Origin of the sequence: Sphingobacterium spiritivorum ATCC 33861, assembly GCF_000143765.1 — a bacterium.
Classification (GTDB): domain Bacteria; phylum Bacteroidota; class Bacteroidia; order Sphingobacteriales; family Sphingobacteriaceae; genus Sphingobacterium; species Sphingobacterium spiritivorum.
The window spans coordinates 172,526-188,952 of record NZ_GL379776.1 but is presented as its reverse complement, the minus strand read 5'-3'; the positions used below and the strand labels follow the sequence as shown (position 1 = coordinate 188,952).

At 40.7% G+C, this 16,427-nt stretch carries 11 protein-coding genes; 8 read left to right on the top strand and 3 right to left on the bottom strand.

All coding sequences use genetic code 11. The annotated features are described in order from the left end of the window. Positions 1-6 precede the first annotated feature (6 nt). The 8 genes from HMPREF0766_RS19780 (at position 7) to HMPREF0766_RS19745 (ending at position 14,292) form a co-directional block, all read left to right on the top strand. The gene (locus HMPREF0766_RS19780; protein WP_003001394.1) at positions 7-1,620 is read left to right on the top strand and encodes a DUF5008 domain-containing protein; all 1,614 of its coding nucleotides are present in this window, start codon (positions 7-9) and stop codon (positions 1,618-1,620) included. A 24-nt stretch (positions 1,621-1,644) separates the two neighbouring features. After that, entirely contained in the window at positions 1,645-3,435 is a 1,791-nt protein-coding gene (locus HMPREF0766_RS19775) for a LamG-like jellyroll fold domain-containing protein (protein WP_003001392.1), read from the top strand. Between the two features lie 10 nt (positions 3,436-3,445). Continuing rightward, positions 3,446-5,443: a M60 family metallopeptidase gene (locus HMPREF0766_RS19770; protein ID WP_003001390.1), complete on the top strand. Its 1,998-nt coding sequence runs from the start codon at positions 3,446-3,448 to the stop codon at positions 5,441-5,443. Positions 5,444-5,457: 14 nt separating this feature from the next. Continuing rightward, entirely contained in the window at positions 5,458-7,185 is a 1,728-nt protein-coding gene (locus HMPREF0766_RS19765) for a LamG-like jellyroll fold domain-containing protein (protein ID WP_003001388.1), read from the top strand. A 53-nt stretch (positions 7,186-7,238) separates the two neighbouring features. Next, the gene (locus HMPREF0766_RS19760; RefSeq protein WP_003001386.1) at positions 7,239-9,215 is read left to right on the top strand and encodes an NHL repeat-containing protein; all 1,977 of its coding nucleotides are present in this window, start codon (positions 7,239-7,241) and stop codon (positions 9,213-9,215) included. A gap of 230 nt (positions 9,216-9,445) precedes the next feature. After that, on the top strand, positions 9,446-13,090 hold the full coding sequence (locus HMPREF0766_RS19755) for a T9SS C-terminal target domain-containing protein (protein ID WP_003001384.1): 3,645 nt from the start codon (positions 9,446-9,448) through the stop codon (positions 13,088-13,090). Between the two features lie 101 nt (positions 13,091-13,191). After that, positions 13,192-13,767: a Crp/Fnr family transcriptional regulator gene (locus HMPREF0766_RS19750; RefSeq protein ID WP_037460997.1), complete on the top strand. Its 576-nt coding sequence runs from the start codon at positions 13,192-13,194 to the stop codon at positions 13,765-13,767. An 84-nt stretch (positions 13,768-13,851) separates the two neighbouring features. After that, positions 13,852-14,292 carry a carboxymuconolactone decarboxylase family protein gene (locus tag HMPREF0766_RS19745; protein ID WP_003001381.1) on the top strand — a complete coding sequence of 147 codons (441 nt, stop codon included), beginning with the start codon at positions 13,852-13,854 and terminating at the stop codon, positions 14,290-14,292. A gap of 29 nt (positions 14,293-14,321) precedes the next feature. Here HMPREF0766_RS19745 and HMPREF0766_RS19740 read toward each other — a convergent pair whose 3' ends face one another. From HMPREF0766_RS19740 to HMPREF0766_RS19730, 3 genes are all read right to left on the bottom strand, one after another. Next, a complete protein-coding gene (locus tag HMPREF0766_RS19740; RefSeq protein WP_003001379.1) occupies positions 14,322-14,840 on the bottom strand; it encodes a ClbS/DfsB family four-helix bundle protein in 519 nt (172 codons plus the stop codon). 61 nt (positions 14,841-14,901) lie between these two features. Beyond that, the gene (locus tag HMPREF0766_RS19735; protein WP_003001377.1) at positions 14,902-15,711 is read right to left on the bottom strand and encodes a DNA alkylation repair protein; all 810 of its coding nucleotides are present in this window, start codon (positions 15,709-15,711) and stop codon (positions 14,902-14,904) included. Further along, positions 15,708-16,337: a peroxiredoxin-like family protein gene (locus tag HMPREF0766_RS19730; RefSeq protein WP_236590460.1), complete on the bottom strand. Its 630-nt coding sequence runs from the start codon at positions 16,335-16,337 to the stop codon at positions 15,708-15,710. The genes HMPREF0766_RS19735 and HMPREF0766_RS19730 overlap by 4 nt, the downstream gene beginning before the upstream one ends. Between the last annotated feature and the right edge of the window lie 90 nt (positions 16,338-16,427).

Here is a 16,427-nt window from a genome sequence, read left to right as displayed (position 1 = left end):
TCTGATATGAAAAAGAATTATACAGTTTACTCCTTTATTATCTTGTTCGCGGTAGCGCTGCTGGCCTCCTGTACGGACAAAATAACATATGGACCAGATCCTTATGCCGGTGGGGCAGAACCTTTGGGTATCGGATTCAGAGAGGCATTGCCCTCACCTTCACAAGCCAGACCCGGCACAGATGTAACCTTTAAAATAGATGGTTTGCTGAAATATAAACCTGAAGATATTCAGTTGTTTATGAATAATATTCCGGCTCGTATTGTCAATATTACAGATACTTCCGTGACTTCTACCGTTCCGGTTAACGCCAGTACAGGCGGAGTCCGGGTAGTTGTAAACGGGCAGATTTTTGCAGGACCATTGCTGCCGATTATAGGGAAGGCAGGTCTTGACCTGACCTTCAGGTCCGGTACCGGTACAATCGGACCCATTTTTTCAATTAAGCAGCTCAGTAACGGACAGATTTATATCGGCGGAAACTTTACAGATTATAATGGTTTTTCTTCTTCTACCAAAATTGGTGGTATAGCACGGTTGTCGAATTCAGGGGATTTTGTAAAAGGCATGAAATTCGGTGAAGGGGTGAAAGGATCCATACTGTCAATCAATGAACTGACTAACGGCTCTCTGTTGATCTCGGGTGCGTTCACCAATTTTGATACCATCAATCTGGTGAGAAATATTACACGTATCACAAATACCGGAGCATTAGATGTTGCAAGTGTGCCTATTCTGAATCTGACATCTGATCCGAAAAAGAGCAATCTTATTGCTCCGACATTTAATGGAGGAACAGACCTTTCTGTTGTGAAGACTTTTGTTCAGAATAATAAAGTAACGGCTATCGGCAATTTCCAGTCTTATGCAAACAATTATTATACACGTTCCACATTTGATAATATTCTGACAGATTACTTTTCTACAAAGCAAGTTGTGCGTATGGATATGAATGGTGTGCTGGATTCTAATTATTACATGAATAAAACTACGCTTCCGATTAAGGGACTGGCAGGGGTTAATGGTAATATTAATGATGGTTACCTGCAGAAAGACGGCAAACTGGTATTGGTAGGGTCTTTTACCAATTTCAATGCCACTCAAAGTGCAGGCAGGATTGTCAGGCTGGATGTCAATGGTAATTATGATCCGAGTTTTTCTGCCGGTTCAGGAGCCGATGACAGGATTATGAAGATATTCTATTCAGCTACTACTAATAAATATATCGTGGTAGGGAGCTTCAATACGTTCAATGGCGTACCGTCAAATGGTATTGCAGTGTTGAATGTTGACGGAAGTGTTGATCCTTCTTTCAAAAGCTATGGCTTTGCAGGTGGTAAACCAAACTATGTCACGCAACTTTCGAATGGATTGATCCTTGTTTCGGGAACATTTACAAAATACAATGATGTGATCCGGGAAGGTCTGCTGATCCTTAATCCTGACGGTACGCTTGCTGCTGATTACAATAATACGGGTAAGCTGGTTGGCAGTATCTATGATTCTTTGGAAGGAACCAATTCTCTGGGGCAGCGAACGATCACGCTGGTGGGAAGTATCAGTTCTTTCAACGGACAGCTTAATGTCGGAAATATTGTACGTATGACGATTGTTGATTAACAGGAGTATTAAAGAGATTTAGAAATGAAAAATAGCAATACAATTTCGATCAGGAAATATAGCCGTCAACTGCTGCTGTTGACTACAGCTATATGGGGACTGCTATCCTGTAATAAGGATTTTGAAAATAAAATTCAATTTGGCGATGATGAGCCTAACCTTAATATAAAGGGATCTCAGTTTCGGATGGCCTATATTATTGTAGAAGGAGCGGTAGGTTCAGTGGTCGGTAATCAGGCTACAGACTATGGGGTGATGCCCAATTTGTCTGGGATGACTTTTAATGCCATGTTTAGCTGGAACTCGGTCAGTGCAGCTTCTCCAAATGACGGAACAACATATGCAGATCTGTTGACTGGTGTCGAAAAAGATAAACATAAAGTAACCAGTACCAATCTTTCAGGTAATAATCTTGCAAAATATCCAAGTCTTTTTACGCGGATTAAGCAATATACTAAATTGCGTACAGCTCTTGTGACAAGTAACAACACTGTAGAAGGGATTGTGAATCCGGCAGATGTCGATCAGAATCTAAAAGTCAATAGTGATACAGAAGTACTGACAGGAGCTCAGACAGAACTGAATCATGCAGATGCAGGTCTGGTGGTGGCCACTTTTAAAGATGTAAAAGCTGCCGGAGATGCTTATGGATACGGTCCTGATTCGGAGCGTTATCTACAGGCATTGCATCAGTTTGATCAGCGATTAGGCGAGCTGATGAAAACGATCAAGTCAAGACCGAATTATAAAGATGAAAAATGGTTAGTCATCGTCGCATCGAATAACGGCGGATCTTATACCCTGAAACCGGGGCTGGATGACGGAAGTGTGTTTTCGAAAACCGATCGCAATAATTTTGTACTGATGTATAATAATCAGTTTGCTTACAAACTGGTGGAGCGTATTGAAACAACAGATCCGGCCTGGAGCTCTTCTGCGGTTCGCTACACAGGTAATTCGGGTTTTGCAGCCATAGCTCCGGCCGATGCTAAACTTTATGATCTGGGAACAGGTGCAGATGCCGGTAATTACACCGTGCAGATAAAACTCAAAGTACATGAGATGAATGGCAAAGGAGGGAAGACCGGAAGTGCATTAAATGGTGTTATCGTAGGAAAGATGAACAGTGCACAGAATTTTCCGGTGGGTTGGAGTATTACCTATAACGGAGGTAATGGATGGCGATTTATATCGAACAGCAGTTCATCTTCCAATTATGCATTTGATAGTGCCCCGTTTGAATTGGATACCTGGTACACGTTGACAGCCAAGATCTATAAAGACGGTACCAATCGTGTCGTCAAGTTATTCAGAGACGGCGTATTGAAGCAGACACTTACCAATTTTGCTGCACGTAACCTTTCTTCTCCGGATATGCCATTACAGTTAGGATATCAAAAAGGGTCTTATGGCGACAATTCAGGATTTGTTCATTCTATAGCAGATGTCCGGATATATAATGCTGCATTACCGGATAATTATATTGCTGCAAATGCATGTACTACACTTTCTACGCCTCAAAAAGATAGCTATTATGCTAATCTGATCGGATATTGGCCAGCCAATGACGAAGGTACACAGATTAAAGACCTAAGCCCATACAAGAGAAATTTTGTACTCAACGGATCTTTTGTGTGGAACAGTTTTTCAGAACGTGCCGGTAATTTATGTCCTACCGTTCCGGATAATCTGGAAAGATATGTTATCCGTACAGTAGATGCACCTTTGATGATGTATAGCTGGTTAGGGATATTAGAAGTGTCGCAGTTCGATCTGGATGCACAGAGTTGGTCTCCAATATTTTCAAACAAATAATTATTGAACGATGAAAAAGCAATTATTTTACGGTTTTTCATTCTTATATATACTGGCTTCTTTAGCTTCATGTTCTAAAGACTACGGTTATAATTTTGAAAACGGATATTCTTCCGGTGAATATGAAGATACAGTAAATGTGAATATCGATACCAATCGGTTTAAGATCGATTATTCTAAAATAACACAAGCCAGACTGTTTCCAGGTGTGGTCGCAACCACAGAACCAAGATTAGAAAACTATAAGGTCAGTATCGATCTGAATTATGTAGAAGTATCTCCTTCCGATCTGCGGATCAGTGTAGCTCCCGGAGCATGGCAGAGTACAAGTATGTTTGCTCCTGCGGGCGAATTGATTGTGATCGATGTACCCCAGGGTGTATACGGTCTTAAAGCGCAGGTCGGTCCGCACGTGTATACAGGAAGTACGAAAATCGAGTTTCCGCGAAGAGATGAAAAAATTGTAGTGAGCAAGGATCTTTTCCCGGGCAAAAACTATATACGTAATCTATACGGTGGACTTGTATATATTATTCCTGAGCGTCCTTTGGGCAGAGTTGTAGATCTTCTTTTCTCCGGAACAACACTTGCGCCAAGTTTCAAATTAGGCAAAATGACCGATCAGCAATGGAAAGACCTTGTTAATAAATCTTCAGTTCCATGGTTTGAACTGGAAGGTAACCGGATCGTATTTACACTGCAGACAGAGCGTCTCAAAAGATTTCCGATCAACAGTCCTACAGAGTTGATGGAACTTTGGGATAAGATGATCAAAGAAGCCTATTGGGACTGGACAGGTATGACTGAGGGAAATCCTGATGTCAAGCATCGTGCACCATTCAATAAGTGGCGTATCGTACATGATGTGTTGTTTGAGCCGGGAGTAGCGCAGGTATCTGGATATCCGGTACGTGCAGGAGCCAATGATCAGTACTTTGGTCAGGCTGTGACTGTAAATTCGGTTCGTACGCAAAACTGGGGAACATATCATGAACTTGGACATAATATGCAACAGGGCAGGGTCTGGAGCTTTGACGGCAATGGAGAGGTGACAAACAACTTATTCAGCTTTAAAGTAGCCATGATAAACGGCCGTCAGCATACCAAAATAGCCGAAGTATGGCCTACAGGGCTGGAATGGATTAATTATGTTCCCAAAGATGCTGCAGATGCTAACCGCAAGATATGGGCTAATATGCCGACATTATCTAAAAATCATAATGACGCCAAGTTGATTATGTATGCACAGATTTTCGAAAAATACGGATACGAGTTTATGACTTATCTCTATACCCGTGCACGTAATGCCAGATTTGAATCGGCGAATGATCAATCAAAGATTGACTTCTTCTATGAAGCATTGTGTGAATATACAAAAGTGGATATGGAACCTTTCTTATGGATAGGATGGGGCATAAAAGTAAGTGATGTTTCCCGTAATTACGTTAAGTTTCAATTGGGACTTCCGTTACTGAACAAGAAATTCTGGCTTTTTAATCCAGTAACCAGAAGCGGGGGCGAAGAACCTTATTATGATGTTATTGAGGTTGCAAAAACCGGATGGACAGCTACTGCCACCAACTATAATACTACATATGAGCCTAAGAATACAATAGACGGCAATCTGACCACCTTCTGGAACGCGTGCTGGAATACCACCTGTACACCAGCTAACAGCTTTGTTGCTAACGGTCCGTGGGTGATTAATTTACAGACAGGAGCTAATGCAATCAGTGCAAGTGGTATCAGTTTTACGCAGCGTCAGGTTGCAAATTCCACGAATCATGTCAAAAATTTCAAACTGGAAGTGAGTGATGATAATGTATCATGGCGTTCATTGGGAACCTACACTGTTACACGTGATCTCCCAACGCAATATGTGTATTTCAATAGTGGTCAGACCGCTGAAACATTCAAGTATGCAAGACTTACAGTCAATAAGTCTGACTTGTATGTTACCACAGACTTTCCGGTGATAGCTGAGTTAGGATTTTACAACAATAGATAAGAAAGGGGATAATTATGAAAAGTAATAGAATAACAAAATTCCTGTTGATGTTGATGCTTTTGGTAGCAGGTCTGACATCTTGTAAGAAGTATTTTGATCCTCCTTTGGTATTTGAGAAGGAAGTCGTCACACCGTTCGTGAAAGAAAGAAAAGTCTTGATGATCGTTGTTGACGGATTGTCCGGTATTGAACTGAAAAAGGACGTTCCGACAAATATTAAGGCTTTATTGCCGAACAGTAAATATTCCTTCAATGCACTGGCGGATGCCAATACCGGTGATGCTTCTACCTGGACGACTATCGTGAGTGGAGTAGGACATAATAAGCATGGTATCGAAGGGGATGATTTTGATGAGGAATTTGATGAAGATGATCCGCATGGTACAAACAACCCGCAGAGCGGAACAGGTTTCGTTACGTTTTTTCAGCGTATACTGGAATCAGGCAAAACAATGAAATCTTATGCTGTAACTCCAAATGCTTTAATTTCAAAGAATCTCTTTGGATTAGCTGATGGGAATGTATTGGTCAGTTCGGACGCAGCAGCAAAGGATAGTATTCTGTCCAAACTTGGTCGTAACGAGACGGATCTGGGTGTGGCAGTTGTCAACTTCAGAGGTGTAAATGAAGCGGGTGTAAAGAGTTCCTTTTCAATGTCAAGTGCTATGTATAAAGATGCGGTAACTGTAGCTGACGGATACATTGGTGAGATCCTGACAGGTCTAAAAAAGCGTAAAGATTATGCAAAGGAAGACTGGCTGGTGATTATCACCTCTAATCATGGAGGTAGCGGTAATACCTATGGTGGTGCATCTCTGGAAGAACGCAAAGTGCCTGTTATCTATTATTCTCCGAATATTGTGGGTAAAGAATTCGAAATACCGGATCTTAAAAACTCATTAACTGTAAATGCTATTAATGCCTTCAATCCTACAATACTTAATGCAAATGCAGGTCAGTTCAATGTAGGGAATACAGGTGATTATACCATCATGTGTAAGGTTAAAGTAATCACAAAATCCGGAACCAATTCGGTTATTGTGGGTAAGACAACACATGCTTACAGTGCGACCAGAGGCTGGCATCTGATGATAGCTTCCTCAGAGAATAAATTCAGAGCCATACTGGGAGACGGTACCTTGTATTTTGTCTATTCTCCGAAAACATTTGTAATCGGACAGTGGCATACCATAGCCATTAAAGTGTATACTGAAAATGGTAAAAGATATGGTCGGGTGTATCAGGATGGTGAACCGGGAGCAGCTGTAGATGTGACAGGTAAAAACATTACCGGTACGGGTGACTTTTTCGTTGGGCCAGGTAAAAGTGGAGTGGCATATGGTGCCTCCAGCAACCTTGTGAATAATCTTGCATATTATAATGTAAATCTTCCGGATCAGTATATCAAGGATTTCGCATGTAAGCAGGAGCTGGATGCTACAGACACGTATTGGAATCAATTGGTCGGATACTGGCCGATGGGTGAAGGATCTGGAAGTGTACTTAAAAACAGAAAAGACGATTCCGGGAAAACTGACTTTTTGTTTCCGGGATCACCTTTCGCATGGAATCTTGCACAATCCTGGTCTTGCAGTACAGAAGAAAACCCGAATATATACCTTACTTATGATAAAGATCTGATGAGTAATATTCTGTACTGGCTGAAGATACCAATCGTGGCTTCCTGGAATCTGGAAGGAACTCCATGGTTGCAAAAGTATGAAACAGAGTTTATCAAGTAATTAATCCGGGGATTGGTCTTGTTTATAAATAACGACACTATTATTAACCTAATATGAAGAGAAGAATATATATATGGATGATACTTTTTACAGGTCTGAGTCTCGCTGCCTGTAAAAAGAATGATTTATGGAATCAGTCTGCTGATGTAGATCGTGGAAGGATTGTGGGGCAACTGATCAATACGGAAGATAATAATCCGTTAAAGGGCGTAAAAGTCTTGTTTCAGCGTCAGACCAGAGCAAATGGCACCCAAACATTTATTGATACGGTTAGTACAGACAGTGAGGGTAGATTTTCATATGAGATCACGTACCCGAATAAAGTACAGGTTGTGATTCGCGATACAGGAAGATATGCCGCCGATACAGTACAGGTTGTCCTGGAAGAGAAGAAGGATTATACGATCGGCCTTAAAAGTCATCCGCGGTTCGGATTGTCTGCTATAACGACTACCCTCACAGATAAGGATACAAAAGCACCTTATGCAAATTATAAGGTAGCCCTATTTGTCAAAGAAAGTGCTACTGAGTCATACTCAGCAGCTGATACATTGGTAACGGATATGAATGGCCGCGTACAATTTAAGGATATAGCATTTCCTGTTTATTATAAAGTCAAATCCGTAGCCAATGAAAACCTTTATACACTGGATTCTCTGGAAGGAAGAATAGTTACAAAAGATCCGTTGACTTTAAATCTGGCTAATACCAAGAGAGCTCTTAATTACTATTTTAACAGCAAAAATTTCTATTCTTTAAAAGTAGATCAGGATGCTAAAATCCGTATACAACTGAAAAAAGCAAATGGAAATTATGAAGATGCTAAAGACTATACTTTCGACAATGAAGGAACGGTTGTCATCCAGTTTAATGCTGAATATCTGGGTGGGGCTGTGCGTGTTGTCGCTGTAAATCCTTCTGAATACCCGCTATTTGGGGAAAAGATATTCCCAATCACAGAAAACACCATTAACAATCATACGGAGTTAGAGTTTAAAAATGCAACTCCAAAATATGCAACACCTGTCTATACCAACCTGGAAGTTTCTGAGCTCAATACCGGGTCTGTAACTTTTGGATTTCCGCAGGATGCTGTTTTTGATCCTGTCAGCGGAAATACGTACATCACCGATGGAGCCGTGACCAGTGGAAATAAGATTGTTAAAATTGACAGATTCGGTACAGCTTCTGTGTTGATCGGTTCAGGCGGAGCCGGCTATGTTGACGGCAGTCTGGCAGATGCGAAGACAAACGGAGCATGGGGTGTGGTAGTGGACAACAAGGGAGATTTGTATTTTACCGATAACAATGCGACAGGAGGAAACCGTATCCGTAAAATTACATTCGATGCTTCCGGTAACGGAACCGTAAGTACTATAGCGGGGCAGGCCAGTACCGGTAATGCTGATGGAATAGGTGCTGCAGCTTCGTTTAACAGACCTTCAGGGCTGGCAATCGATAAGAATAATAATATATTGTATGTCTCGGAATGGATAGGCAACAGAATACGAAGAATCGATCTGGCTACTAATCGTGTAGAATTACTTGCCGGAAGTGCAACAGCACAAAGTGGAGATGTGGAAGGTATTGGTGGTGTTGCCAGGTTCAATCAGCTAGGAAACGCACTTGAACTGTCACCTGATGGTAAGAAACTATTTGTATCCGGCAATTCAAGTAGGTTTGGAGTAATCGATATTGCTACAAAAAGCTATAAATTTTATACCACTAATGCTGTAGGAAGCGGATACCGTTCCCGGGGAATGGACATTGCTCCAAATGGCGATCTGTTTATCTACAGTCCGAGTACATTCAGGCTTTATAAAACAGATGTCAATCAGCCGGTAGGAACAGCCGTATTAAAAGAAATTGCCGGAACTGCATCAGGACGTGTTAACGGGCCTGCAGCCTCAGCTAGTTTTAACGGTGTACTGGGTATTATGTTCAATCCCTATACGAATACCTGGTATCTGATGGAAGGAGATGCCTCTGGAACTAAAGTCAGAGTCATTAAATCCAGAGATGTCCAATAATCCTGTAGTCTATATATACAATAAAAAAGTTCCGGATGATCTCCGGAACTTTTTTATTATTAGTGCTTTGATGTAGAGCTTAATCTACATAATTAATGAAGCTTAGGTATTATAATGCATTATCTGTTATATTTCCTATTGTTTTTGTAATTACCGTTGTACTATTTAAAATAACTGGTATATTTACGTTAACATTTGATTATCATATACTTCGTTAACCTAAAGTAAACATGAATAGAGTAAGGTGGAGGGCTTGCTTTCTATTGGTATTCCTGAGCTTTATAGCCTCTGCTTTTGCTGATGGTTCTAAAGATTTGTATCCTGAAGGAGTACAGGGTAACCGGGCTTTTATGATGTCCAAAGGTGAAAGCGGACAGGGTACAGCGAGCTTTCCTTTTCCAACGCTAGGGGCTCATTTTGTGTATGTCCGTATCGGAGAGACTATCGCAGCAGCTTCAAGTGCTCAAAATGCATTTGACGGACGTATTCGTATAACCAGCCCATCCGGTAAAGTCTATACTTCTGCCGCAAACAATATAGGCAAGATTATGGATAAGGGGCAGGGAACACGCAGAGCAGAACTGGATGGGCCTGATGTCGGCTATACACCTTATAAAGTGGCTGTAGATGAAGAAGGTGTGTGGAAAGTAGAGTTCTTTTCACCTTTAGGAGAAAATAATGATGCGGATGTAAATACCCTTCTTCCTGCTTTAGGCGCTAACGAGGACTGGATACAGTTCGATGGTATGTATATCGCAGCCTGGGATGTATCTGTAAGAAATGTTGCAAACACGGCCTGGCTACCGGGAAGAGTATATACCAATGTTCTCAATCTCTATATTAATAGTGGAAGACTTTCAAATGCTGATGGTGCATTTTATGGCAAAAATTATGTCATGACTAATGATGGATACGTGTACAGGGTAGATGGAAATGGTAGTAATGGGATAGCCTTTACCTCATTTGTCAATAATAAAGGATTTCCAGGTGCAAATGGACAATCCGTGTATAAGAGTCTTAACTATGTGCCAGCTGCCGGTTCTTCCGATGTAATCGATCCCCGGGCTGCAGATGCTAATGGTAATGTCACGCATAAGATGATGTATACATTACCGGATATGAGTATGCCAGCAGAAGCAGCAGGAGCTGTTCCGGGTAAAAAAACATGGCTGATCCGTCATCGTATAACTGCTCAGGTAAATGATATAAATGTGACGGGAGTCGAAGGAAATGCAGATCACGTAAGCAGCAAAGGGGCCTGGGTGCAATTCAAGACAAATCTGGCCGGCAATTATAAAATTACAATTTCAAGTCTTGACAACAGCCATTCCTTTCCGGATGCTCAATTTATATATCTGGCGAAGGAAGGAGTAAATAATGCCTATTGGAACGGACGTGATCTGAGTGGGAATCTCGTTCCTGCCGGAGATAAATATCCGGTAAAAATCAAAGTCGAATTACTGGGCGGAGAAGTGCATTTTCCTTATATCGATATGGAAATCAATCCGCAGGGAATTATTCTGGAATTGCTTTCTGAGGATTTGCATACGGTCGAATCTGATATTGTGTATTGGGACGACAGTAATGTCAGTGAAGGACTGCCTTCGGAAAACAGTGATCCGAGAGTAAATCTGGAAGGCATTAGCAGCCGTATCAACGGACATCGCTGGGGGACATATTCGAATGCGACAGTTAACAGAAATAATAATCAGAATTATGGTAATTTCAGCTTTGGAAATGAGAAAGCTATGGATACCTGGGCTTATGCACTGAATATTGCTGAAATCAAAACTCAGAATATAACCGTAAAAGTAGCCGATCTGGAAGTTGTATCTGTAGAAACGAGCAGCAGTCAGGTAGAATTGGGAGAGAGTTTTACGTATATAGTGACTGTGAGAAATAATGGTCCTTCTGCAGTTGATAAAGCTCCGTTTCATTTTACTTTGCCGGAGGGAGTGATCATACAGCAGGTAAATCCGGTTTCCGGGGCGGGTACTATATCCGGAGCACTGACTAATAATAACCGCTATGCAGCCTATCTCACCTTAGCGGATCAGGAAGAAGTCGTTCTTTCGTTTACTGTACGGGCAGATGTTGTTCCGGATGCGACCTATGGATATGTTCCGGCTAAAGCTACCATTATGCGTAAACCGGATATGACAGACCCTGATGCAACTTCAACAGATATTTTAAAGCTCCTGCCGAACACAGCAGAAGAAGAGTGTGCCAATAACGGCAAGGGTGGAACCTGTAATAATATAAAGATCAACAGTCAGGTATTTTTATTAGAGCCGTTAAACGAAAGGGGAAAACTGGCGCTGCTGAAAACAGCCGTTTTCACGGATGAAAATAAAGATTCCTACATGCAGGCCGGCGAAACGATACAATACACACTTCAAGTGGAGAATGTCGGCTATGTACCTGTCAAAGATATTAAAGTGCTGGATCCGCTTATCAGATCTGCTGAGATTATGATGACACCGGCTGTACTGGCAGCACAAGGGAAGAGCAGTGTTACACTTTCATACACGATCACACAACAAGATTTTGATAAAGGATTGATTACCAATTCGGCCAATGTTAGAGGGAAAAATCCAAGAGGATTTGATGTAAAGGATATATCCGGTTCTGCTGTTGATAATGATGAACCGACCGTGACACTCATAGACCGTATTCCGGAAGTGTATTTACGCAAACGAATTACTAACCGGGGTTCAGGAACCGGAGGATTATTTATTGAGGGAGATCAGCTGGAGTATACGTTTACAGTGTGGAATAAAAGCGGATTTACGATCTATGATCTGTACCTGGAAGATCCGATGTTGTTTACAACAGCTACTTCTATTTCTTCTGGTGCTCTGGCTGCAAGCGATTCAGTGAAGTACGTCGTACGGTATCAGTTGCTTGATACAGATTTTGACAAAGGAAAAGTGAGTAATTCAGCGCTGTTGACTGCAAAAGAAAGTAAGAAAGGGCGTACCGTAAAAGATGTCTCAGGTACGGAATATGATAATGACACGGCTACAGAAATTACTATAGCAAAGAGACCTGTGGCAGTGGCAGATTCCTATACAGTAAAGCAGAACCGGAAATTACAAATGGAAGTTCTGAAAAATGATATTACCGAACGTACACTTATTAATGTCAGTTCAGTCAGAATTACTAAAGCTCCTGAATATGGTACGCTCAGCATCGAAAAAGATGGTACCATAAGCTATATTCCACAGCATAATTATTTTGGTTCGGATGAGTTTTACTATGTTTTTAGTGATGGAAACAAATTAGAATCTTATCCCGGAAAAGTAAATATTGAGGTTGCAAAAACAGTTCCGGTCGCCATACCTGATACCGTCAATGTGCGCTACAACACGACTATGATCATTCCTGTACTTAAGAATGATAAACCGGAGGAATATGCTCCTTTGGATCCTATGACTATACAGATTGTTTCATTACCACAATATGGTAAAGTAGTCGTGAATAACGGAAAAGTATCCTATACTCCGCAATTGAATTTTACAGGAAAAGATCAGTTCGGATATCAGGTATTGGATGCTAATGGCAATTGGACAAATATTGCCTCAGTAGATATCATGACCTATGGATTCTTTGTGCCGAATGTCTTTACGCCAAACGGGGATGGTAAAAATGATGAATTTGAAGTTATTGGTACGGGATACTATGATCGTATAGAAGTTCAGATATATAACCGGTATGGCAAGATTGTATATGAGAATGATAATTATAAAAACGATTGGAATGCTGACGGTTGTTTAGATCAGACTTATTTTTATACTGTGACGGCTCATAAAAGTGGTGAGGAATCCAAACGCAAAACGGGTTATGTACTGATTGCAAGAAGGCTTGCACAGTAAAATCTTATTTAATTTTTTCAGATAACAGAAGAGGCGGATAGCCGGAGATGGCTATATTTGATGATGCAGCGTGCCTGTTATGTACGCTCAACAGAATCTATATGTCAGAATTATTTAAACAACATCTGCAGAAATTCATTGTAATTGACGAAGAAAAATTCAACGATGTGCTTTCTTTTTTTGAACTGAAAACAGTAAAGAAAAAAGAAAATGTACTTGTGGAAGGTCAGGTCTGTAAGTTCAACTATTTTGTGCTGAACGGTTGTATGAGAATGTTTTTTATCAATGAAAAGGGTGTTGAACATACGACTCAGTTTGCTATTGAGAACTGGTGGATTACAGATAATATGGCATATGAACATCAGTTGCAGACCGAATTTTATATTCAGGCAGTAGAAGATACCCGTCTTTTGACCCTACATGCCGAATCTCAGGAAAAATTACTGTCCCGTTATCCGGAGATGGAGCGTTATTTCCGGTATATATATCAGCGAGCGTACGCTGCAGCCCAACGTCGTATAAAATATATATACGATTTTTCCCGGGAGGAACTTTACAATCATTTTCAGCTGGTCAATCCTCAGTTTGTACAGCGTATTCCGCAATACCTTATAGCATCTTATCTTGGCTTTACACCTGAATACCTAAGTGAGATCAGGCGAAAAAAACGAACTTAAACTGGTTTAAGTTTTTTGTGTAATCTAACGCTTAACTTTGTCTCATAATCATTGAAAAATATATCATTATTTAATTAACATGTTATGAGTGAGAGAATTAATATAGCGAAGTCAGAGCCTCAGGGATATAAAGCAATGTCCGCTCTGGAACAATATATTCAGGCTTCGGATGTGTCTAAAACGCATCTGGAACTAATCAAAATCAGAGCTTCACAGATCAACGGGTGTGCATTTTGTCTTGATATGCATACGAAAGATGCCTTAAAAAAGGGAGAAACAAACCAACGCATATTTTTGCTGAATGCCTGGAAAGAAACCACTTTGTTTACCGAGGAAGAGCGTGTCATCCTAAGTATGACAGAGGAAGTGACCTTGATACATGAGCACGGACTTTCTGAAGCCACTTATCTCAAAGCCGTAGAATTACTAGGTGAGCAGTATGTTGCACAGGTACTGATGGCAATCGTGACGATCAACGGATGGAATCGTATAGCTGTAAGTATGCAGTACCAGATTCCGGAATAATCTTTATTTTGAATGGACAGCAACATATCTTATTCCGCTGCTGCCCCTTTTAATTTTTTCCAATTTCGTATTCTGGCTCTTGCATTGGTATATGGGGAGGCCGTATTGAATTGGATCATACGCCCCAGAGTCCACTTTTCATACCAGGACTCTTCATATAATTCACGATTTGTTTTACGCCCGATGAGTTGTAAAATATCTCCTACAGTAGTATCCAGACGTTTTAATAATTCAGGATAAGGAATAGTTTCGTAATCGCTGTAAAATTTCTGTGCAAGTATACCCAGCTGATTCCATTTATATTCGGTTTCCGGAAAATCTACTGTCTCCTGCAGATCTTTTTTTCTATTCCATTTAAGAACCAGCTCTCCCCATCCGATAAGGTAGGAGACAAGATTGTGCACACTCATATAGGTGTCTTTAGCATGCCCTTCCAGTTCGGGGATAGAAGTATCTGCTAAAGGGATGTCCGCTAACTCTTTCATGAGTTTGTCGTAATTGCTTTTAATTGCTATCAGCAATTGTTCTTTATTTGTTGGAATCGCCATTTGGTTTTCAATAAGAAATCAGATGTTTGAGACATTCAATATACACAAAAACAGTAACACATCAGGCTTGTTTATCTAATGTTCGCATGGCTTTTTTTAAGATATAAAGCGTTTCTTTGGTTGGACTCTCCATCTTCCATCGGGAACAAATATCCAGTACAAATGCCGGATTAGTTTTACTTGCATCATTTAACCAATTGCCAACACTGTCTCTCACATATTTGGAAGAATCTGATTTTAATTGCTCAAGTACAGGCAATGCCAATTCAGGTTGTTTTTTCAGTATCTCGATATGTGCACACCATACACCTCTCGGTCGTATAGATTCAGACGCAAATCTTCTTATGTTTTCATTCTCATGGGCTGCCCATAGGGTTAATATAGATATACTATGTTCCAGATTCTGTATAATACTGTTTCGAACAGCCATCCATGCGATTTCCCGTACTCCGAAGTGGCGGTCTGCTGCGAAAAACTGAATCTGATCCAGTTTCTCTGTAATGGACAAGTTTTCATTATTTCCCGTCAGATATGTGGCCCAGCACCTGACCATATCTGAGGGATGAGTTTTTAAAGCCTGCTTTATGTGCAGATCCGAATAAGAGACTGATAAAGTAAGTATTGTATTTCCGATGGCTTCATTAACGGTATTCACTGTTTTTTTGGGGAGCTTATCTATTGCTGCGGATACAGGTGCTATATAATGTTCCCTGCCCATTTGGGATAATACACGCTTCAATAATATGTTCTGATCAATGGTGAGCCATTCCGTCAGATTAGCGGATTCGATCAATCCGCTGTTGAGTTGTTCCAATACTTCTGCAGGAATATCTTTTGCAGATCTGGCTCCTTTTCTTTTTTCGTCTTTCATAATTGTGCTATCAGCAAATCCGGATCTATCCTGTTGGTGTAATCTGTATCTGCAAATGTATATATAATCGTGTGATCGGTGTCCACGACAAATATTGCAGGAATAGGAAGTTCGTACGTGTTGTTTGCATTAAACGCTGCCAAATCAATTCCCAGCTCCTCGTAATAAGGTTTTACAAAATCCTGTAATTCGAAGGTAATCCCTAGTTTGCGGGCATAGTTATTATCCTTATCTGTCAGTACATCAAAATCAAGATTATGTTGTGTAGCTGTATTACTGTTGTGGGATAAGGATTGCGGAGAAATAGCTACTAAAGTGGCATTTTTATTTGTTACCTGATTAAGCTGATTATTCAGTGCCCTGATCTGCAGATTGCAGTATGGACACCATATACCTCTGAAAAATGCTATAATTAATTTGCCCTGCGAAAGGAGCTGTTTAGAACTTATGATATTATTGGCTACATTTGGTAATTCAAAATCCGGTAATTTTTCACCGGTACGGATTACTCCGGCTTCGATATTCCGCTGTTTCAGATCCTGTACGGATGCTTCAAAGGCCTGCACTGTGGAAGCAGGGAGTTGAGCATTTATTTGCGCGCGGAGCGCAGCTGTTTGTTCGGTCATATTACTCATGTTGTACGTTATTGTTTTTGCAAATATTTAAAAGTATTCCGGCTCCGACAATACCGCATAATTTTACCCCTATGGGTTAAA

Excerpts from the sequence above, each read along its gene's own strand:
- HMPREF0766_RS19745 (WP_003001381.1), top strand. The coding sequence starts at position 13,852 with ATGAGTGAGAGAATTAATATAGCGAAGTCAGAGCCTCAGGGATATAAA.
- HMPREF0766_RS19775 (WP_003001392.1), top strand. The coding sequence starts at position 1,645 with ATGAAAAATAGCAATACAATTTCGATCAGGAAATATAGCCGTCAACTG.
- HMPREF0766_RS19740 (WP_003001379.1), bottom strand. The coding sequence starts at position 14,840 with ATGGCGATTCCAACAAATAAAGAACAATTGCTGATAGCAATTAAAAGC.
- HMPREF0766_RS19760 (WP_003001386.1), top strand. The coding sequence starts at position 7,239 with ATGAAGAGAAGAATATATATATGGATGATACTTTTTACAGGTCTGAGT.
- HMPREF0766_RS19750 (WP_037460997.1), top strand. The coding sequence starts at position 13,192 with ATGTCAGAATTATTTAAACAACATCTGCAGAAATTCATTGTAATTGAC.
- HMPREF0766_RS19755 (WP_003001384.1), top strand. The coding sequence starts at position 9,446 with ATGAATAGAGTAAGGTGGAGGGCTTGCTTTCTATTGGTATTCCTGAGC.
- HMPREF0766_RS19780 (WP_003001394.1), top strand. The coding sequence starts at position 7 with ATGAAAAAGAATTATACAGTTTACTCCTTTATTATCTTGTTCGCGGTA.
- HMPREF0766_RS19735 (WP_003001377.1), bottom strand. The coding sequence starts at position 15,711 with ATGAAAGACGAAAAAAGAAAAGGAGCCAGATCTGCAAAAGATATTCCT.
- HMPREF0766_RS19770 (WP_003001390.1), top strand. The coding sequence starts at position 3,446 with ATGAAAAAGCAATTATTTTACGGTTTTTCATTCTTATATATACTGGCT.
- HMPREF0766_RS19730 (WP_236590460.1), bottom strand. The coding sequence starts at position 16,337 with ATGACCGAACAAACAGCTGCGCTCCGCGCGCAAATAAATGCTCAACTC.
- HMPREF0766_RS19765 (WP_003001388.1), top strand. The coding sequence starts at position 5,458 with ATGAAAAGTAATAGAATAACAAAATTCCTGTTGATGTTGATGCTTTTG.